Raw genomic sequence first — 18,862 nt, 5'->3', positions numbered from 1 at the left:
TTGATAGTTCTTAAAAGAAGGGGCCCGTGTAGCTCTCTTTAGCAGGAATAGTAAGGCTTCTAGCGCAAAAGTTAGAGAATAGAGGGGGCATAACCTAGGATATTAAGTGAAATGTATACTAGTTACACAAGTAACTCTGAAGATTGAGTTATTATTTATGGTCCTGATACTTAATCGGCAATTCTAATTCATACAATAATTAATTTTGTATAGAGAGATGAAAGGATTTTAAAAAATAAAAAAGAAGTATATATAAACAAATATATAAATGGTAGTGATATTATGAAAATCAGTAAGTTTGCAGAAGTAAATAATGTAAGTATAGATACAATTAGACATTATATGGATCTCGGCCTCATTATTCCTGAAAAAAAGGGAGGGCACTATTTTTTTGATGAGTATTGTCAAAAAGATATAGAGCTTATATTAGAGTACAAATGGCTAGGGTTTAGTTTGAATGAAATTAAAGAATTTTTTCTTTATAAAAATTTAGCGAAATCTATAAATTACGAAAAGGATAATTTTTATCAATCTTTATTTAAAGTGAAATATGAAAGGCTTGAACAAGAAATAAAAATTTTAGAGGAACGAAAAGATAAATTAAAGGAAGCGTTAAATAATTTATCTAAAGCAACTGAAATTTCGAATTCAATTTTAGGGATAGATTTAAAAGTACTTCATTTATTTAAATGTTTTAAGTGTAACGGAAATTTAAGTCTCGAAGATGGCATTATCAATAAGAATCAAATTGTTGAGGGAAAGTTGATTTGTAATTGTGGTGAAGAATACAAGATTACTTCAGGAATTTTAATAGCTGGAAAATCATTTGAATCGTATGAAAGGACTTTAGTTGAGGATTATATTCATCAAACTGATAGTGCTTTTTTGGAGAATATACAAAGGGGAGGAGAATGGGCGAAAAAGAAACTACTGCAGCTAGATTTAAATAATAAGGTGGTACTTGATTTAGGTTCGGGTCTTGGGTTCTTTTTACGAAATATTTATGAAGAACTACCAGAAGATTGTTTATATATTGCTGTTGATCGAGATTTGAATAAACTTCTATTTTTAAAAAATGTAATTGAAAAAAGAAATCCTAAAAGAAACATTTTATTTATCTGTGCTGATTTTTTAAACATACCTATTCAAAAATATTCTGTTGATATTGCAATTGATCAGTCCGGTACAAGTAATTATAGTTTTGAACATGAGGATTTTTTATTACACGAATTAAACTCCCTGTTTAAACACGATTGTTATTTATTAAGCTCATTTATTTTATTTAATAATTTCAACATAAATAGCCAAATTACAACTAGGTTTCGGGAGAATTTTACACTGTCAAAAGTGACGAAAGAAATTCATAATCTACAGTTTCAATCCATTGATGAGAGAACATCAAATTATTTGGAACGGGGCGGGAAATACGAGGATTTCTTTGTTCAAGGAGAAGAAATTTATACATATTCATTTTTCGGAAAAAGATGGGGTTAACCCCATCTTTTATTTATTTCTCCTGAAAACTTTTCAAATAGTACATATTGCTATTGGGTTGACCCAAGAACTTACAATGTACGTAACACAAAATTAGACAGGGGGAAAAATGATGGAAAGTTTACGATTACATATAGAAAATAAAAAAAACAAACACGAACTAAGAAATATTTGTTTATATTCAATTGCAAAAATAGTATCAATATCCGGCAGCTCTATTTATAGTTTCGCATTAGGATTATATGTTTTACAAATAACTGGATCAGCGTTAAATTTCGCCATTACGCTCATTTTAGGAACGATTCCAATGATTGTTATGAATCCATTTGCTGGTGTAATTGCTGATAAAATTGATAAAAAGAAACTGGTTGTTTGTATGGATTTACTAAGTGGATGCTTATTAATAGCTGTTTATATATTAAGCAGTTATTATGGATTAAACTTATTCATCATTTATATTACTACCTTTCTTATGACTGTATTTACAACATTTTTGGGAATAGGATTAGAAGCAGCAAAACCAAATATCGTCTCTAAAGAGAGGCTATTGAGTATTAACTCTATAAGTAAAATTATTGATTCCATATCTTTAATTCTAGGTCCTATGTTAGGGGGCATTATTTTTGCAGTCTTTGATATTAAAACTTTTATTATTATTAACGGTATTTCATTTATTCTATCAGGCACATCCATACTGTTTATTCACTTTAAACTGTTTGAGTGTAATGTAAATGAGGAAAGTTCAAATAGCGGAATTCATTTTATTAAAGATATAAAAGAGGGATTTTCTTACTTACTTGAAAAGGAAAGCTTAAAGAATACGTTTCGTATTTTAATTTCACTTAATTTCTTCTTAGGATTTGCTGTAACTGTTCCATTGCCATACATTATTAACACGGTTCTCAATCTTAGCTCTAAACAATTCGGTGTGATTCAAGGGACTTTTCCAGTAGGAATGATACTAGGTGCAATTGTAGTAAAAAAGATAACGGATCGTTTTTCTTACTCCTATCTTTTAAAAAAGTTAAGTGTTATGTTGGCAGTGTTCATGATTATTTCAGGAATTCCAGTTTTATTCAAAAGTTTTGAAGTGAATGATTTTGTATACGTTATTACATATTGTGTTGTTATGTTCTTTTTAGGGCTAATTATAGTGTTAATTGATATACCTTTAGCTTATTTCATGCAAAAAGAGATTCCCAATAAATATAGAGGGAGAGTTCTCAGCATGGGATTAAGTATAGGTAAAATGATGCTTCCTATAGCAATGGCACTATCTGGTTTATTATTAAATTATATCCCAGCCTACACCATTCCAATTGTAGGTGGAATCTTATATGTAATAGTAATTAAAGTTTCATCAAATCGTTTCATATTAGAAGTTCATTCGAAAGATTATAATGCTTAGTAGTTTCTTAGATTATTTATAGAATAGATACTGCCACATACCATCCAGCTAAGAATGGCAAAGGTTACTTAAATCATATTGAGATTACTCTTGAATTTTTTAGTTAAAATTAATAAATATTGTTGGTCGTATCATGATACCAGGTGAATTTTGGATTTTGCTTTTAAACGAGATATCCGAATATGAAGTAATTGAATACAATTAGAATTTAAAATATACGTGTAGTGTTGGAATTCCTATGGATGGAAATCAAAATCATGAAATATGGAATCAGCTTTTAAAGGGAATCACACGTAAGGAATCAATTTAAAAATGAGTCAAGTTAAAGTAAGCGTTCACGAGTAATTGAAATATAAAATAAATAATGTATGGAAATTAATTAATAATTTATAATAAAATACAAATGATAGAAAAGCGCAGGATCCACATCCTGCGCTTTTCTATCGTAATTCAGCTGTTTTTCTAATAACGATCTTATCAATATCATCTTCTTCATCACCAATAAATAACCCGCGTTCTTTTAAATACGCCTCAAAATATAAATCTGCTTCTGCACGTTCATCATATGGTTTTACAGATAGAACGAAACCTAATTTGTTTTGTTCCTCTAAATGAGAAGTGGAGATGTAGGCCGGTACATTGTGGCGTAAAAAGAGTTCTTTAACCGGAATAATCATATCTTTCATTAATTTTATTAACATACCCATTTCAAATTCGAAATTAAAGCGATCTATACTACATAAATCAGCGAATACTACACCGATAAAACCTGTATTAAATACTTCTTGATATTCTACGTCATCTTCATTGCCGTAAAAATTCTTTTCAATTAAATAGTTTACAAAATATGCAACACCGTCACTTTGTTCAAATGGTTTCGTTGAAAGAACAAAGCCGATTTTCTTTTGTTTATGTAAATACACACATGACATGTATGCTGAAATGTTATGTTCTTTAAATAGAGAACTTGTTGCCCCAGAGAGACCATCAAGTACGTGATGAACGATTTGAAGTTTTTTACGAGCGAAATAATAGGATTTCTTTTGTAACTCCAATGTATCAATAAAGACAGAGCCGATAAAGCCTGTATTTGAAATGATAGGTGTTTGCTTTTTTCTTCCTCTGCGCTTTGCTTGAGCCATTGTAAAAATCATCCCTTCATGTACAATTAAAATAAAAAGAACATTTGTTCGTATATTTATATTTTACTATTAAAACGCTCTAAAGTAAAGGGTTTTTGACGAAAAAAACAACAAAAAAGACACCTGTAAAAGGTGTCTTAAACGCTGTAGGGAAGAGGGTTCATCCATACAATTTATATTATGATACAGAAACAATCTCTTCTGTATCTTCTACATCTAAATGACAATCCATAGTACGAACATCTTGATCTTCATGACTTCCGAAATAAATAGTAATTTTCATATGTATCGCTCCTTTATTCTAGGAATACCTAAAATAATTACTAGTAATGTTACTATTTATTATATACCACTTTTTTCATTCCGACAACGTTATATCGTTTTTAATTCTTTTAGAGCAAAAAGAGTGATGTATAGAGCTATTTTTATAGAAATAGGCACATTTCATATATGTTATATTTAATACTGAAAGATTCGAATACGAATCTTTATGAAAGGAGAAAAATGAATGAATTATAAACAGTTATTAATAGATAACTTCACATATAAAACGTCATATATTGCGCGACAGGTACATGGAATGAATGTAAAAGAAGCGAGGGATTATATTGCTGTCGACTGTGGTTTACCGGCAGATACATTTAATATCATTACGTTACTCAATAGTAATGTAACGGAAGGGATCGAGAAATTATATAAGGAAGTAGAATTCTATAATCAAAAGAAATTTCCAATGAGTGTATGGCTATGGGATGCGGAGCAAGAGCGGGATATAAAAAGCGAATTAATTAAAATTGGTTTAAAAGAAGCAGAACAAAATATCGCAATGGTAGCAGACTTAAAAACAATTCATCCAATACTAAACATGCCAGTAGGTTTTACGATAGAAAAAGCATCTTCGTCAGGACAAATTAAAAATTTTGGAGAAACGTTAGCTAATCTATTTGGTACATCAGAGGAAGGTATACATGTACAAGCATTTTACAATCAAACTGCTTCTTTCGATTTATGGAATAGTGAACATATGAAACTATACTTAGGGATTTTTAAAAATGAAGTCGTATCTGTTGGTTCATTAGTATGTACAAAAGATAGTATTGGTATTTATGATATAGCAACTAAAGAAGAAATGAGAGGGAAAGGATTTGGCTCTACTATGTTTCATTATTTGTTGCAAGAAGCAAAAGAATTAAAAGTTGCTCAATGCGTATTACAAGCTTCACCTGATGGGATTAATATTTATAAAAAGGCGGGTTTTCAACCTGTTGGACAAATGACAGTATTTGAAAATCGACATTTAATTGAATAAATCATCCGAGCTAAATTGCTTTCATGTAGGAGTTAATACATCATTATGAAAAAAATATATATCGTTACAATCATTTGCACCTTTATAGTAATAGGTACTTTTGTTTTTCATAAAGCAAAGGAACTTAAGTACACGAAAGCTATTAAACAATCAAATCATATAAAAAACATTGCACATAGAGGTGCTTCTGCATATGCGCCGGAACATACAATACCAGCTTATACATTAGGACAACAATTAAAAGGAGATTATATAGAAATTGATCTTCAAATGACAAAAGACGGACATTTAATAGCTATGCATGATGAAACAGTAAATCGCACTACAAATGGTACGGGGCTAGTTAAGGAACATACATTAAAAGAAATAAAGCACCTAAATGCAGGTTCTTTTTTCAATGAAAAGCATCCAAATTTAGCAAAGAAAGAATATGAAGATGCTACAGTCCCAACACTAGAAGAAATTATTGAAACGTTCGGGCATAATGCAAACTATTATATTGAAACAAAATCACCAGATGAATATGCTGGTATGGAAGAAAAGCTATTAGAAATTATAAAGTACTACGAAATAAGTGATAAAGTTATTATTCAATCATTTAGTGAAGAAAGTCTGCAAAAAATTCATAGTTTAGATGTTAATATACCGCTAGTACAATTACTACCTTACAAAAAGGCAATTCAATTAAATGAATTAGAGATAAAAAAGTATAAAACATACTGCATCGGTCTTGGGATGAACTATAAATATGTTGATGCAGCTTATGTAAAGAGAATAAAGAAACATGGATTAGAAGTTCATCCATTTACTGTAGATAATGAAAAAGATATGAAAATGTTACTTTTATGGGGCGTTGACGGGATGTTTACGAATTACCCAGATCGTTTACATTCGTTAGTACAATCTTAAACTATAATAGTGTAATTACCACTGAACCAATAAAACAAGTACCCACAAGTATACATAGATAGCTCGTGATCCAGATAGTAACATCATTGAATACTTAAGACCGATATTGAAATGAAATCCGAAAAAGAATCCAATACTTTTATTGGATTCTTTTTATTTAGCTCTAAGTGATTAACTTAAAGCAATATGATTTTGAATTTATAAATAAAATATTACATTGAGTATGATTTTTCATAATAATCATCAGAAAGTAACGAAAATGTAATGAATTTTAACTACGCTTTTTATATTTTTTTGATACACTGGCTACGAGAGGAATACCGATTAATGTAGGTAAAAACCAAAACCATATAGGTGGCAGTAAATTAATTAAGGGAATATGAATACCGATGTTTACCAAAAGTGCGGTAACAGCACCGATATAAGAGCCTAACATACCTATAATATGGTGGTGAAGCCAATTTTTCCACAGTTTTTTTCGTGCGAGGTATCCATAGATCGCAAATGAATAAGATAAAATTGCCACATAAAATAAATATGCGATTTTATCCCAGTTTATAATGGATAATATAATTGCAGTAAGGGTAATCACAACATAGGATGCATGATATATTTCCCCCCATTCCGTATGTTTTCCTTTCTTCTTTTGAGCAACCATCGCTATTATCCCAGTGGTTAAACATATCGTTCCAAATAATATGTGGATGGTTAAAAGAATGTTGAAAATGCTCATAATAATTCCTCCCTTTTTATTGTTATAGTATTGCAGTATAGGAGAAAAGTTGAAACATATTGTTTATTCACTTTAATATATTGAAATAAAGGTACTCCAAGAACAAGTTTAAACGGACAAATTTTTCTTGTATTTAGTGAGATACGTATTACGTGAAATGAAGGAGAGACTTCCATGTTTACATCTATTACATATTTACAATCAGGGAATGACAAGCAACAAAAGGTATATGATGTTTTGAATAAACTAAACATAATGGAGGATTTAGCTTTGTATAGTCCCGTTCTTTGCGGGACAATCCCTATAAGAATTGATACTCTTCAATCTGACTTAGATATAGTAATGGAAGTACATAACTTTGATGTTTTTGAACAGGAAATGAGATCTTTATACGGTTCTTATAAAGGATTCAAAATAAAAAAGAAAAAAATTAAAAATACCGAATCGATAAAGGTAAATTTTGAATTTGAAGGTTTTGATTTTGAATTATTTGCTCAGCCTAAGCCAGTACGTAACCAAAATGCATATAGACATATGATAGTAGAGCACATGCTATTAATGCAGCATCCTCATATAAGGGAAGAAATTCTTCACTTAAAAGAGAACGGTTTAAAAACAGAACCTGCTTTTGCTCAAGTATTAAACATGGATGGAGATCCTTATGAAGGACTTATTGTATTGGGGCAGGAAATGAGATTGTGGTAAATAAGATACATAAAACTCCTCTAAAGAAAAAGAGGAGTTTTTGTTATGACATTAGCTTACGGATTAATTCACTCAACAATTTAATCCCGTTAGTCATTTGCTCTGGTGAAGCATATCCATATGATAAACGAATGTACCGATCTGATTCTTCTTCATAAATACGCCCTGGGTTTAACAGAATTCCTTTTGATAGTGCCTCTGAAAATAATTTCTTCATCGGAATGCTAGGTACAACCTTTAGCCATATAAAGAATCCGCCGTTAGGAATATCCCAAGTGGCAATATCTGCACAATATTTATTTAAAGCTTGTATCATGATTTGTCTTCGTTCTTTTAGTTGAATTCTTACGTTTGCAACATGATCCTCATAAAAACCTTTATGTATCCATTCAGCAGCAACTCTTTGTGATAAAGAGCTCGATCCATAGTCTGTTTGCATTTTTATATCTGACAATCTATCAATTACAGGTTCTGGTCCAATAATCCATCCAATTCTAAGTCCAGGAGTAAGTGTTTTAGAGAGACTACCAACATATAATACATGTCCATGTTTATCTATCGACTTTAAAGGAGCTGGAGGTGGTTCATCAATCCATAATTCGCGGTAAATATCATCTTCAATAATAGGTAACTGTTCCTTTTCACATATTTTTAATATTTCTTTTCTTCGCTCTAGAGACATTAATATCCCTGTTGGATTTTGAAAACAAGGGATAGAATATAAAATATTTTTCTTTTGACTATATTTGATTCGCTTTAATAACTCGTTAGGTAAAATACCGTGATGATCCATACATATACCAGCTAGATTTATATTTGCTGATTGAAATACATGAAGTGAATATAAGTAAGAAGGTTGCTCAAGTAAAACGGTTGATTCTCTATGCAATAGACCAATTGATATTAATTGTAGTGCTTGTAATGCACCAGAGACGATTAATATAGAATTGGCTGATGCATGTATTCCAAATGATTTTACGTATTTACTAATTGCTTTACGTAACGGTAAAAACCCTTTTTGTTCTTCGTATCCAATATAATCTAATTCATCACTTACACTTTTCATAATGGATTGCATAGTTTTTAGCGGGAAAACTTGAGGCGCAAGTTCACCTTTACTAAGGTGGATAAGTTCTTTATTTGCTTCTGCTTCATTTATTTCTCGTACCATTAACTTGCTAGGTTTATGAATACCAGCCTTTACATATTCACTCCAATCAGGTGGGGGATTCGTCGCCAATAATGACCATGTATTATTTGTCACAATTGTTCCTGCTCCAATTTTCCCTTGAATCAATCCGTCTGCCATAAGTTCATCTAGTGCAGTTATTACAGTACTTCGATTTACATGAAATAATTTGGCTAACTGCCGTTGACTAGGGATCTTACTACCAATAGGCCATTCTCCGTTTTCGATTTTTTCTTTCATATAATCTACTATCTGCCGATATTTAGGCAGTTTTTTATTAGTTGTCATAAAAAAACTCCCTCGTTTACTTTAAAAATACCAAGTGGTTGGTTTTTACGATAAATAACTGGTTGAAGACATTGTATCAACTATTAAATATGATGAAAAGAAATAATTGGTAATTTGAAAGTGGTTGGTTTATTAGGGAGGGAGAGATAACATGCATAATAAAAAATGGGATTTACGCATCATATGTGCTCACGCTTTTACGATTTTAATATGGGGGACCGCTTTTCCAGCAATTCGTATGGGACTCGAATCTTATACACCAGAGCATCTTACTTTACTACGTTTATTAATTGCTTCATTTATACTACTTTTGTTTTCTTTTATATATAAGTTACGGCTACCAAATTTAAAGGATATCCCAGCAATTTTTATATTCGGTGCTTTAGGGTTTACTATTTATCACATTGCATTAAACTACGGTGAAAAAACAGTAAATGCTGGATCTGCAAGTTTAATTATTTCAGTCACACCTATAGTAACAGCTATTTTTGCATCTGTTTTTTTGAATGAAAAAATGAAATTAAATGGTTGGATCGGTGGTGTAATTAGTTTTATAGGAATTGCTTTCATATCATTTAGTCAAGGAGATGCTTTTCAATTGAATAGTGGAGGATTATTTATATTATTAGCAGCCGTTTCAGAAAGTCTATTTTTCGTTTTCCAAACTTCTTATTTGAAAAAATACGGTTTCTTGCCATTTACCATATATACAATTTTATCTAGTACTGTATGTATGCTTATTTTCTTACCAGGAATTTATACAGAAATACTAGCAGCTCCTCTTGAAGTAAATATGAGTGTTATATATTTAGGGTTATTTCCAACAGTACTCCCATATATCGCATTGGCATATATCATATCTCATTCTGGTGCTGCCGAGGCAACAAGTTCTCTATATTTAACGCCAGTAACTGCATGTTTTATTGCTTGGATATGGTTAGGTGAAATACCGACTTTTGTTTCGATAATTGGTGGAGGAATTACTATATTAGGGGTTTTAATTGCACATATATCATTAAAGAAAGAAATGCATAGTGAGGAGTACTGCAATACAACAAAGTAGCTTTTATTTAGAGGTAATAATTCAACATATTTATTAATAACAAGTAACCACGTAACTTTTGAAATCGAAACAGGGAATTATTTTACTGCGTTGAATATATAAATACATTCTCTTAATAAAGGAGCTTAAAAATATTGAATGTCCAGTTAAAGGTTGTTACGAGAGAGAATTGGGAAGATGCATTAAAGTTACAAGTTAAAGAAAATCAGACGAAATTTGTTCCATCTGTAGCAGTTTCACTTGCTAAAGTATATATAAAACCAGATGGTGACAATGTGGAGTACATACCATTTGCGATATACGGTGGCGATCTAATGGTTGGTTTTATTATGCATGCTGTTGTAAAAGAAACAGCTGATATGTATTGGATAAATGGATTTATTATTGATCAAAAGCAGCAAGGTAATGGTTATGGAAAAGCGGCATTACAGAAAAGCATCTATTTAATAAAAAATACATGTAAGGCGTGTAAAGAAATTAGATTAACCGTACATAAAGATAATATCTCTGCAAAGAAACTGTATGAACGTTACGGTTTTCAATCATTGGGACATGAATATGATGGTGAGCAAGTCTATCGTTTATTCGTTAATCAAATATAAAGTAAAGGATTGAGAGGAATAGCAATTGAAAACTAAATTTCATCACATTGTACGAGCTGTTATGATTAAAGATAAAAAATTGTTAGCGGCTGAATATATTGGTCATCATTATTTTTTACCAGGTGGTCATGTTGAAGTTGGGGAATCAGCTGAGAATGCATTAACAAGAGAACTGCAAGAAGAACTCGGAGTTAACTGTAGTATAAAACAATTTTTAGGCGTCATAGAAAACCAATGGGAAGACCGAGAAGTTCTTCATCATGAAATTAATCACATGTTTGAAATAGATTCACAAGAGTTACATATTGATTTCACACCAAACTCTAAAGAGTCTCATTTAGCATTTCACTGGATAGATTATAATCAAGAAGCTTTAAATACTTATAAAATCATGCCAGCGCCTTCAGTTAAAGAGTTACTAGAAAGAAAATTAAGCGATGAACTACTAAACTGTTGGATTAGTAATTTTTAAATACCTCTATTAAAAATAAATTCGTCTACTGAAAGGAGATTAAGAAAATAGGCTAAAAAACAAGGTACATCACCTAGTGTAAGTTCATATTTTGTTGATGTACGCATTTAGTCTATAGCCTTTTTCTACTTTGTTTGCAAAAATATATAAACTGTAACATTTGGACGGAATTTATTTTTATAAATGGAGGGTTTCGTAATGAATCAGTTTCAACAAGAACTTCAATCATTAAACCTTAATGATTATCAATCCGGTAATGTTGTGTATTGGGATCAACTGCAACAAAATCAATATCCATACTATTACATTCAAGATGATGCACGTCGTTGCGGCGGATGCGGTGGTTGCGGCGGACGCTGTGGTGGATGTGGCGGCGGAAGATGCGGAGGTTGTGCAGGACGTTGCGGCGGATGTATAGGTTGCGCTGGTTGTTTCAGTTGCTTTAATTGCTGGAACTGGTGGATCATTTAAGTATAGAACATCAATAATATCTTACATGAAAGAAAGGTGTAAATACTATTTTATACGTTTCTTTCATGTTGTGATTTTTTATTCGTGTTAAGGGGGATTTATTTGTATACATACGATAAATTGATTTCTTGGGTCGAGAATATAAAAGAAGAAAATCATAGTTCTGCAACTGCACTGTGTATTATAAAAGATAATAAAATCGACTAGAGCATTATAGTGGCTATCATTCAAATACATCTACAAATAACAAAGTAACAGCACCTTCACAATTCAATGTTGCTTCTGCGAGAAAAAGTTATTTAGGATTAATGGTAGCATATGCGCTTTACGAGGGAAAAATAAACTCAATTGATGATGAAGCGAAAAAATATTTTAAAGACTTCGACCCTGTATTACTCGGTAAAATAACGATAAGACATTTAGTAACTCATTCGCACGGTTTAGGAGAAACGAATGACGGGACAAATTAGGAATTACTGGACCAACCATTTTAGTAATACCTGAATATAAAGGAGTTGTTGCGAAAATGTACAATAAAAGATATAACTACGGTGGTGATAATTACTTATATTATTTACGTAAATTTAGCAATTTAGTCGTTGATACATTTCATAACAGTAATAGGGCATAATTACTCCTATAATGAAAAGGAGTGAAAGAAAATGAAAGATAAAATAAATAAAAACAAAAAGCAAAATATTAAAGATGTAAATACAGAACAAAATGCAATTTATAGCGATCCAAAAGATGCAGCTAATATGCAAACGGTACCGCAGCCGAAGAATTTTGATGAAATTGAATACTAATTTTTTCTTCATCCGACTATATAATGAATGAAAAATACATCTTAAGTCCCATCACATGAAAGAAATCTTTTGGTATCATATATACATAAGCATTTGAAAATGTCTTATCTTAACAAAACTAAGCTTTCTTTTAGTAAATCTAATATAACCTGCAAAAAGACACTTCATAATGGAGTGTCTTTTTGTGTGTATGAACTTAATTTCCATTTTCCGCACAGTATCTTGTATTTTATGATGGTTATACTAACTGTGAAAATTCATGTCAAGATAAAAGAAGGGGACAGTTAGTATGAAACAAACTTCTATAAATCCATTACTAATTGTTTTAGGTACAATCATTGTTCAAATTGGCCTTGGAACAATTTATACATGGAGTTTATTTAATCAACCCCTTGTAAGTAAGTTTGGATGGAACCTCAATGCCGTTGCGATAACTTTCTCCATAACAAGCTTTTCTTTATCATTTTCAACCTTATTCGCAGGTAAGCTGCAGCAAAAATTAGGACTTCGTAAACTCATCGCTACTGCAGGTGTTGTTTTGGGACTCGGTTTAATACTTAGTTCACAAGTTTCTTCCTTACCATTACTATATTTATTAGCTGGTGTCGTTGTTGGTTATGCAGACGGAACTGCTTATATTACATCACTATCTAATTTAATTAAATGGTTTCCAAATCGGAAAGGACTTATTTCTGGTATATCTGTTTCTGCATATGGAATGGGCAGCTTAATTTTTAGATATATAAACGGAAGTCTTATCGATAATCTTGGGGTATCACAAGCATTTTTATATTGGGGGATTATCGTCCTACTTTTAGTATTAACCGGATCGTTCTTCTTACGTGAAGCAGTTGTAAGTAACACCGTAACTGAGACATTACACAGTGACTATACGCCTCGTGAAATGATGCGAACGAAACAAGTATATCTCTTGTTTTTCATGTTATTCACATCATGTATGGGTGGTCTATATTTAATCGGTATGGTAAAAGATATTGGAGTACAGCTCGTTGGACTTAGCGCAGCAACCGCCGCTAACGCCGTCGCAATGATTGCAATTTTTAATACAGTAGGTAGAATCATTCTTGGAACATTATCAGATAAAATTGGCCGAATGAAAATTGTCTCTGCAACATTTATTATTATTGGATTGTCAGTCTTTACTTTAAGTTTCATCCCGCTAAATTACGGCATTTATTTCGCTTGTGTAGCAAGTGTTGCCTTTTGTTTTGGTGGTAACATTACAATATTCCCGGCCATTGTCGGAGATTTCTTCGGCTTAAAAAATCATAGTACAAATTACGGGATTGTTTATCAAGGTTTTGGATTTGGTGCGCTTGCAGGATCATTCATCGGAGCACTACTTGGTGGATTTCAACCGACCTTTATTATAATCGGTGTTCTATCTGTTATCTCTTTCGTTATTTCAATTTTAATTCGTCCTCCAAAAGCAGAGAAGAAAAAGGAAATAAAACATTTACATCGGAAAGTAGCCTAATACTGAAAAGGGTCCTAATATAGGGCTCTTTTTTATATAGTAATGAAAGGTTATTGATTATTAATTTTGCTAAGAGAAGATAAATGAAATACTCTATTAACTTTTTTATATTTTAAAACGATTAAATGGTAGAATGTAACAAAGACAGAAAATTCCTGTTATTAGAGGTGGACTTAGATGAAAAAAGTAAATGTTACATATGCACTTTTATATGATAAAAAAAATGAAAAGATCTTAATGGTAAAAAACAAAGGAAAAAATGGTTCTTATTACACGCTACCAGGTGGCGCAGTTAAATTTGGGGAAACGTTAGAAGAGGCAGTAATTCGAGAAGTGAAAGAAGAAACCGGGCTACATATAATTGTAAACGGTATCTGTTACATTAGCGAAGCTTTTTTCGAAGAGAGAGGACACCATGCAATTTTCTTTAATTTTTTAGGTGAAATAATTGGCGGGGATACAAATATAACAAGGCCAAAAGAAATTGAAGAGATTACTTGGATGGGATTACATAGAGCAGCACCATATTTACGTATACCAGAACATTTACTAAATATATTACAAAGGAAAAAAACTGTACCTTACTTTTTTAACGGAACAATCGTTCATCAATCTTCATAACATTATCATTTCATGTAAGGCGGGGAAAAAATGGAGTTTATCGTTAATCATAAACATTTCACTCAGGAACTTTCAGAAGTAAGTAAAGCTATATCTACTAAAGCTATAATCCCTATACTATCCGGCATAAAAATAATTGCAGATCAATCTGGAATTACTTTAATCGCAAGTAATTCAAATATTTTCATCGAAAAATTCATCCCTAATTCCAACGAAGACGACCAAATTACAACTATAGTAAAAGCAGGAACTATTGTCGTACCTGCAAAATATTTCATTGAAATTATAAAGAAAATGCCTAGCGATGTATCAATAAAAAGTAAGAATGAGCAAATCATTACGATACAATCAGAAGAAATTACATTAAACTTAAATGGACTTCCAGCAAATGAGTTTCCAAATGTCCCACTTATTGACGATCATGCAAAAGTACAAGTAGAAACAGAACAATTGATTGAAGTGTTTAAACAAACTGTCTTTGCAGTAGCTAAAAATGAATCTAGACCTGTTCTTACCGGCGTTCATTTAGAGTTAGATCATAATAAGTTAATTTGCGTAGCAACTGATTCACATAGACTCGCTATACGTGAATCGATAATTTCTACAGATGTGAAAGCAAATTGTATCGTACCAAGTGCAACTATTAGTGAACTTCTAAAATTAATAAATAGTAATTCAGAATTCGTATACATCTATCTTTCAGAAAGTCACATTATTTTTACATTCGGTACAACTACATTATATTCAAGACTAATTGAAGGGAAATATCCTAATATATCTAGTTTAATTCCAAATGACTTTCAAACAGTCATTAACATAGAGAGAAAAAGGATTTTACAAGGTGTAGATCGATCCAGCTTATTAGCAAGTGAATGGGCAAATAACAATGTCAACTTAGAAATCATAAATGAATCCACAATTAAAATTTCTTCTAATGCTTCTCAGATTGGAAAAATATCCGAGACACAACAGATAGATGCGATTCAAGGTGAAAAACAATTAAATATATCTTTTGATGGACGATTTATGTTGGATGCTTTAAGGGCGATAAAAGAAGAAACGGTTACTTTAAGTTTCAGTGGTTCTATGAGACCAATATTAATTGAAGCAGGGACGCAATCTGCAGCAGTACATCTTATATCACCAGTAAGAGCTTATTAAAAACATAGGAAGGAATCACATTATGTACAAGCACACTTTATGTTTTATAAAGAGAAATGAAGAGATACTTATGTTAAATAGAGAATATGACCCTGTAAAAGGATTATGGAATGGGGTAGGGGGAAAGATAGAAAAGGGAGAAACACCTTTAGACAATGCGATTCGTGAAATAAAAGAAGAGACTAATATAGAAGTTAAGCATGACCAAATTCGGTTTAAAGGTATTATTAAATGGGAGGACTCTTCATATTCTGGCGGTATGTATGTTTATCTAGTAGAGTTACTTAATGAATTTACATATCACACTCCAAAAAAAGTATCAGAAGGAATTTTAGATTGGAAAGAGATTTCTTGGATTCTAAGTGACTATAATTACGGCGTAGGAGAGATGATACCAAAATTTTTATATGCAGTACTCCACAATGAATTAATATTAGAGCACAACTTTGTTTTATCTAATCATAAATTAATAGATTATTGGAATGAAGAATTGGCTAAGCAGGACAGTTCTATAGATAATATAGTTCAATTGTAATAAGAATAAATTTATCCCAAAGTAGAGTTTCAAATAGCAAGAAGGCAAACATAGTGAAATACATTTAAATACAGAAAAAAGAGCGAATCACTTATAGAAAGGTGCGCTCTTTTTTTATTTATAATTAAATTTCTCTCCACCAGGCTGATGAAGGATAGTCTGTAGATTTTAACGTAACCGATTCACCAATTTGTGGCGTTGCAATATTAACTCCTAAACGCTTTGCTTCTTTCGTAACTCGTTCAATTGGATCACTCCATTCATGTAACGCCAATGTAAAAGCACCCCAATGAATCGGAAGAAGTAGATCTCCTTTCACGTCAATATGAGCTTGTACGGTCTCTTCTGGCAACATATGAATAGCAGACCACCTCGGATCATATTGTCCGCATTCCATCAATGTAAGATTGAATGGACCATATTTATTACCAATTTCCTTAAAGTGAGGGGCATAACCACTATCACCACTAAAGAAAATTTTAGTCTCTTGACCGAGAATAAGCCATGAACACCATAATGAACGGTCTCTATCTGTCATACCTCGTCCTGAGAAATGCTTTGCGGGAGCACATACCAACTTAATATTATCAAACATAATTTCATCCCACCAATTATGCTCACTAATTTTACTAGGAGAAACACCCCATTTAATTAAATATTGTGCTACTCCAGTTGGAACATAAAAGTGCTTTGCACGATCTTTTAACTGCATAATACTCTTGTAATTTAAATGGTCATAATGATTATGAGAAATGATAATCGCATCAATTTCTTGAAGGTCTTCACGCTCTAAAGAAAAATCACCACTATAACGTTTACTATTAAACAGAGGAAATGGGGAAGAGGCATCTCCAAACATCGGGTCTAATAACAATGCTTTACCTTCTATTTTTAAAAGAGAAGCAGAATGTCCAAACCATGTCACACTCTCTAAAGACTCATTATTTTTATCTGATAAAACTATAGGTAATTTTTTTATAGGACGCAGCTTTGTTTTCATTTTAAAGTAATCAGTCATTAAACCTATAATATCTTTCGGCTTAAAAGTTACATCAGTATGAATTTGATTTATATATTTCTTTTTCATTCGTTCTCCTTTTTACGTTTAACAATATACGTATGTTGTTATTGTAGCTAATTGTAGTTTAAACGAAATCATTTTACCTTTCATCTTAAACGCATTACATTTCATAAACTTGTCAAATTCATTATTCTTGTATATAAAACGCAAATTAAACAGCAGCAGATCAAACTAATATGAAGTAAATGTAAAATATTTTAATTTAGTAAATTCCCTCTTATACGCAACAAGGAACATACGTTTTGTTGTATGTTATAGAAGTAAATAAACCTCTTAATAATACAAGGAAGGAGAGTAAATAAATGCAAGCAGAGAGAAAAAAGAAATCAAAATGTAAACTATCAAAATCTGAAATAACACAGCTATATGCAGAAGGGAAGAGTACCTCAGAAATAGCTACGCTTGCCAATGTATCTGCTAGGTATATTCGTATGGTTTTAACAGACAATAACGTTCCAAGGCGTGCTATAGGGAGTTGGAAGAGGAAGTATGACATATCAGAAGATTATTTTAAAACATGGTCAAATAACATGGCTTATATTTTAGGATTTATAGCAGCAGACGGTGTTATACAAAAAGAAAATCAATGTGTCAGTATATCTCAAAAAGAAAGTTACATTTTAGAAGATATAAAACAACAACTAAACACCAACCAGCCACTATATCAAAATAAAAAAACAGGCGTATATATGCTAAACATTAATAGCAAAACAATAAAAGACGATCTAATGAACATTCACGGAATTAATCCATGTAAATCTTTTAACATTGAATTTCCTTTTGTCCCACAAGAATATTTACATCACTTTGTTCGTGGGTATTTTGATGGGGATGGTTACGTCAATTATGAAACTTATACAGTAAGTTTTGTAGGAGGATCATATACCTTTATGAATTCTTTACATCAAATACTACAAAATCACAATTTATCAGCCGATTTACTAAATCAAAATAAACATTATCGGGTCATTTTAACCGGGAGAAAATCAATACAACTATTTTCAAATTGGATTTATACAGACAAAGATATTTATTTGTATAGAAAATATGAAGAATTTCAGAAAGAAAGTCTAAGTCTAGACCAATTAAAAGATCGAAAACTAAAAAGAACTCAAGCTGCTGTTAAGCAGAGAAAACAAAATTTTCTTAAGGAATATATGAAAAATAAATGTATCACTACAAGTTGTTATAATTTAGAAATAAAAGAATTAACTTTTAAAAGTTGGTTAAAAAATGACGATCAATTTAAAAAAGACTATGAAAGAATTCATTCATTATAAGAATGCAAAAAAAACCTTAGTATATCTATGCTAAGGTTTTAATTTGAGATTAGTAAAGGATACTTATTTTCGTTTATAGAAGTTAGTAAATACAT

Annotated in this window: 19 protein-coding genes and 1 pseudogene; 16 read left to right on the top strand and 4 right to left on the bottom strand. The window is 31.4% G+C overall.

What is annotated here, in order from left to right; translation table 11 throughout:
* Window positions 1-282: 282 nt before the first annotated feature.
* Both ACTFOB_RS01425 and ACTFOB_RS01420 read left to right on the top strand, forming a co-directional pair.
* Complete coding sequence (locus ACTFOB_RS01425; protein WP_440024094.1) at window positions 283-1,494, top strand: methyltransferase domain-containing protein; 1,212 nt, start codon at window positions 283-285, stop codon at window positions 1,492-1,494.
* Between the two features lie 112 nt (window positions 1,495-1,606).
* Complete coding sequence (locus ACTFOB_RS01420) at window positions 1,607-2,902, top strand: MFS transporter (protein ID WP_440024092.1); 1,296 nt, start codon at window positions 1,607-1,609, stop codon at window positions 2,900-2,902.
* A gap of 440 nt (window positions 2,903-3,342) precedes the next feature.
* On the opposite strand, the gene ACTFOB_RS01415 is transcribed toward ACTFOB_RS01420, so the two are convergent.
* Entirely contained in the window at window positions 3,343-4,056 is a 714-nt protein-coding gene (locus ACTFOB_RS01415) for a hypothetical protein (protein ID WP_440024091.1), read from the bottom strand.
* A gap of 496 nt (window positions 4,057-4,552) precedes the next feature.
* Here ACTFOB_RS01415 and ACTFOB_RS01410 point away from each other — a divergent pair, with 496 nt between their 5' ends.
* Together ACTFOB_RS01410 and ACTFOB_RS01405 are read left to right on the top strand one after the other, a co-directional pair.
* On the top strand, window positions 4,553-5,353 hold the full coding sequence (locus tag ACTFOB_RS01410; protein ID WP_440024090.1) for a GNAT family N-acetyltransferase: 801 nt from the start codon (window positions 4,553-4,555) through the stop codon (window positions 5,351-5,353).
* Between the two features lie 45 nt (window positions 5,354-5,398).
* Window positions 5,399-6,262 carry a glycerophosphodiester phosphodiesterase gene (locus ACTFOB_RS01405; RefSeq protein WP_440024088.1) on the top strand — a complete coding sequence of 288 codons (864 nt, stop codon included), beginning with the start codon at window positions 5,399-5,401 and terminating at the stop codon, window positions 6,260-6,262.
* Between the two features lie 271 nt (window positions 6,263-6,533).
* Here ACTFOB_RS01405 and ACTFOB_RS01400 read toward each other — a convergent pair whose 3' ends face one another.
* Window positions 6,534-6,995, bottom strand: a complete 462-nt coding sequence (locus ACTFOB_RS01400; protein WP_440024087.1) for a DUF2306 domain-containing protein — start codon at window positions 6,993-6,995, stop codon at window positions 6,534-6,536.
* 174 nt (window positions 6,996-7,169) lie between these two features.
* Here ACTFOB_RS01400 and ACTFOB_RS01395 point away from each other — a divergent pair, with 174 nt between their 5' ends.
* Window positions 7,170-7,700 (top strand): DUF4269 domain-containing protein, encoded by a 531-nt coding sequence (locus tag ACTFOB_RS01395; protein WP_440024086.1) that lies wholly within the window; start codon window positions 7,170-7,172, stop codon window positions 7,698-7,700.
* 43 nt (window positions 7,701-7,743) lie between these two features.
* Here the strand turns inward: ACTFOB_RS01395 and norG are convergent, their stop codons facing one another.
* Window positions 7,744-9,177: an efflux pump transcription regulator NorG gene (norG, locus tag ACTFOB_RS01390; RefSeq protein ID WP_440024084.1), complete on the bottom strand. Its 1,434-nt coding sequence runs from the start codon at window positions 9,175-9,177 to the stop codon at window positions 7,744-7,746.
* 151 nt (window positions 9,178-9,328) lie between these two features.
* Here norG and ACTFOB_RS01385 point away from each other — a divergent pair, with 151 nt between their 5' ends.
* From ACTFOB_RS01385 to ACTFOB_RS01340, 10 genes and pseudogenes are all read left to right on the top strand, one after another.
* A complete protein-coding gene (locus ACTFOB_RS01385) occupies window positions 9,329-10,240 on the top strand; it encodes a DMT family transporter (protein WP_440024082.1) in 912 nt (303 codons plus the stop codon).
* A 134-nt stretch (window positions 10,241-10,374) separates the two neighbouring features.
* On the top strand, window positions 10,375-10,842 hold the full coding sequence (locus tag ACTFOB_RS01380) for a GNAT family N-acetyltransferase (RefSeq protein ID WP_440024081.1): 468 nt from the start codon (window positions 10,375-10,377) through the stop codon (window positions 10,840-10,842).
* A 25-nt stretch (window positions 10,843-10,867) separates the two neighbouring features.
* A complete protein-coding gene (locus ACTFOB_RS01375; RefSeq protein WP_440024079.1) occupies window positions 10,868-11,314 on the top strand; it encodes an NUDIX domain-containing protein in 447 nt (148 codons plus the stop codon).
* Window positions 11,315-11,512: 198 nt separating this feature from the next.
* The gene (locus ACTFOB_RS01370; RefSeq protein WP_151582831.1) at window positions 11,513-11,785 is read left to right on the top strand and encodes a heterocycloanthracin/sonorensin family bacteriocin; all 273 of its coding nucleotides are present in this window, start codon (window positions 11,513-11,515) and stop codon (window positions 11,783-11,785) included.
* Between the two features lie 102 nt (window positions 11,786-11,887).
* Window positions 11,888-12,249: pseudogene (locus ACTFOB_RS01365) on the top strand (serine hydrolase); the annotation flags it as partial.
* Window positions 12,250-12,447: 198 nt separating this feature from the next.
* On the top strand, window positions 12,448-12,591 hold the full coding sequence (locus ACTFOB_RS01360; protein ID WP_440024077.1) for a hypothetical protein: 144 nt from the start codon (window positions 12,448-12,450) through the stop codon (window positions 12,589-12,591).
* Between the two features lie 289 nt (window positions 12,592-12,880).
* On the top strand, window positions 12,881-14,089 hold the full coding sequence (locus ACTFOB_RS01355) for an L-lactate MFS transporter (RefSeq protein ID WP_440024074.1): 1,209 nt from the start codon (window positions 12,881-12,883) through the stop codon (window positions 14,087-14,089).
* Window positions 14,090-14,266: 177 nt separating this feature from the next.
* The gene (locus tag ACTFOB_RS01350; RefSeq protein WP_440024072.1) at window positions 14,267-14,710 is read left to right on the top strand and encodes an NUDIX hydrolase; all 444 of its coding nucleotides are present in this window, start codon (window positions 14,267-14,269) and stop codon (window positions 14,708-14,710) included.
* 30 nt (window positions 14,711-14,740) lie between these two features.
* On the top strand, window positions 14,741-15,871 hold the full coding sequence (gene dnaN, locus ACTFOB_RS01345; protein WP_440024070.1) for a DNA polymerase III subunit beta: 1,131 nt from the start codon (window positions 14,741-14,743) through the stop codon (window positions 15,869-15,871).
* Window positions 15,872-15,893: 22 nt separating this feature from the next.
* Window positions 15,894-16,406, top strand: coding sequence for an NUDIX hydrolase (locus tag ACTFOB_RS01340; protein WP_440024068.1), 513 nt, complete (start codon window positions 15,894-15,896; stop codon window positions 16,404-16,406).
* A 124-nt stretch (window positions 16,407-16,530) separates the two neighbouring features.
* Here ACTFOB_RS01340 and ACTFOB_RS01335 read toward each other — a convergent pair whose 3' ends face one another.
* Window positions 16,531-17,493 carry an MBL fold metallo-hydrolase gene (locus tag ACTFOB_RS01335; protein WP_440024067.1) on the bottom strand — a complete coding sequence of 321 codons (963 nt, stop codon included), beginning with the start codon at window positions 17,491-17,493 and terminating at the stop codon, window positions 16,531-16,533.
* A gap of 296 nt (window positions 17,494-17,789) precedes the next feature.
* Here ACTFOB_RS01335 and ACTFOB_RS01330 point away from each other — a divergent pair, with 296 nt between their 5' ends.
* Window positions 17,790-18,767, top strand: a complete 978-nt coding sequence (locus ACTFOB_RS01330; protein ID WP_440024065.1) for an LAGLIDADG family homing endonuclease — start codon at window positions 17,790-17,792, stop codon at window positions 18,765-18,767.
* Window positions 18,768-18,862: the final 95 nt, after the last annotated feature.

This window comes from Bacillus cereus group sp. MYBK79-1, assembly GCF_051915365.1.
Taxonomy (GTDB): Bacteria; Bacillota; Bacilli; order Bacillales; family Bacillaceae_G; genus Bacillus_A.
The sequence above is the reverse complement of the archived record's forward strand: the minus strand, read 5'-3'. Positions and strand labels throughout refer to the sequence as shown.

Bases quoted from the DNA above. Each gene is read 5' to 3' on its own strand.
- ACTFOB_RS01360 (WP_440024077.1), top strand. From the start codon at position 12,448: ATGAAAGATAAAATAAATAAAAACAAAAAGCAAAATATTAAAGATGTA.
- ACTFOB_RS01425 (WP_440024094.1), top strand. From the start codon at position 283: ATGAAAATCAGTAAGTTTGCAGAAGTAAATAATGTAAGTATAGATACA.
- ACTFOB_RS01415 (WP_440024091.1), bottom strand. From the start codon at position 4,056: ATGATTTTTACAATGGCTCAAGCAAAGCGCAGAGGAAGAAAAAAGCAA.
- ACTFOB_RS01355 (WP_440024074.1), top strand. From the start codon at position 12,881: ATGAAACAAACTTCTATAAATCCATTACTAATTGTTTTAGGTACAATC.
- ACTFOB_RS01340 (WP_440024068.1), top strand. From the start codon at position 15,894: ATGTACAAGCACACTTTATGTTTTATAAAGAGAAATGAAGAGATACTT.
- ACTFOB_RS01385 (WP_440024082.1), top strand. From the start codon at position 9,329: ATGCATAATAAAAAATGGGATTTACGCATCATATGTGCTCACGCTTTT.
- ACTFOB_RS01400 (WP_440024087.1), bottom strand. From the start codon at position 6,995: ATGAGCATTTTCAACATTCTTTTAACCATCCACATATTATTTGGAACG.
- ACTFOB_RS01335 (WP_440024067.1), bottom strand. From the start codon at position 17,493: ATGAAAAAGAAATATATAAATCAAATTCATACTGATGTAACTTTTAAG.
- dnaN (WP_440024070.1), top strand. From the start codon at position 14,741: ATGGAGTTTATCGTTAATCATAAACATTTCACTCAGGAACTTTCAGAA.
- ACTFOB_RS01395 (WP_440024086.1), top strand. From the start codon at position 7,170: ATGTTTACATCTATTACATATTTACAATCAGGGAATGACAAGCAACAA.
- ACTFOB_RS01410 (WP_440024090.1), top strand. From the start codon at position 4,553: ATGAATTATAAACAGTTATTAATAGATAACTTCACATATAAAACGTCA.
- ACTFOB_RS01330 (WP_440024065.1), top strand. From the start codon at position 17,790: ATGCAAGCAGAGAGAAAAAAGAAATCAAAATGTAAACTATCAAAATCT.
- norG (WP_440024084.1), bottom strand. From the start codon at position 9,177: ATGACAACTAATAAAAAACTGCCTAAATATCGGCAGATAGTAGATTAT.
- ACTFOB_RS01350 (WP_440024072.1), top strand. From the start codon at position 14,267: ATGAAAAAAGTAAATGTTACATATGCACTTTTATATGATAAAAAAAAT.
- ACTFOB_RS01370 (WP_151582831.1), top strand. From the start codon at position 11,513: ATGAATCAGTTTCAACAAGAACTTCAATCATTAAACCTTAATGATTAT.
- ACTFOB_RS01405 (WP_440024088.1), top strand. From the start codon at position 5,399: ATGAAAAAAATATATATCGTTACAATCATTTGCACCTTTATAGTAATA.
- ACTFOB_RS01420 (WP_440024092.1), top strand. From the start codon at position 1,607: ATGGAAAGTTTACGATTACATATAGAAAATAAAAAAAACAAACACGAA.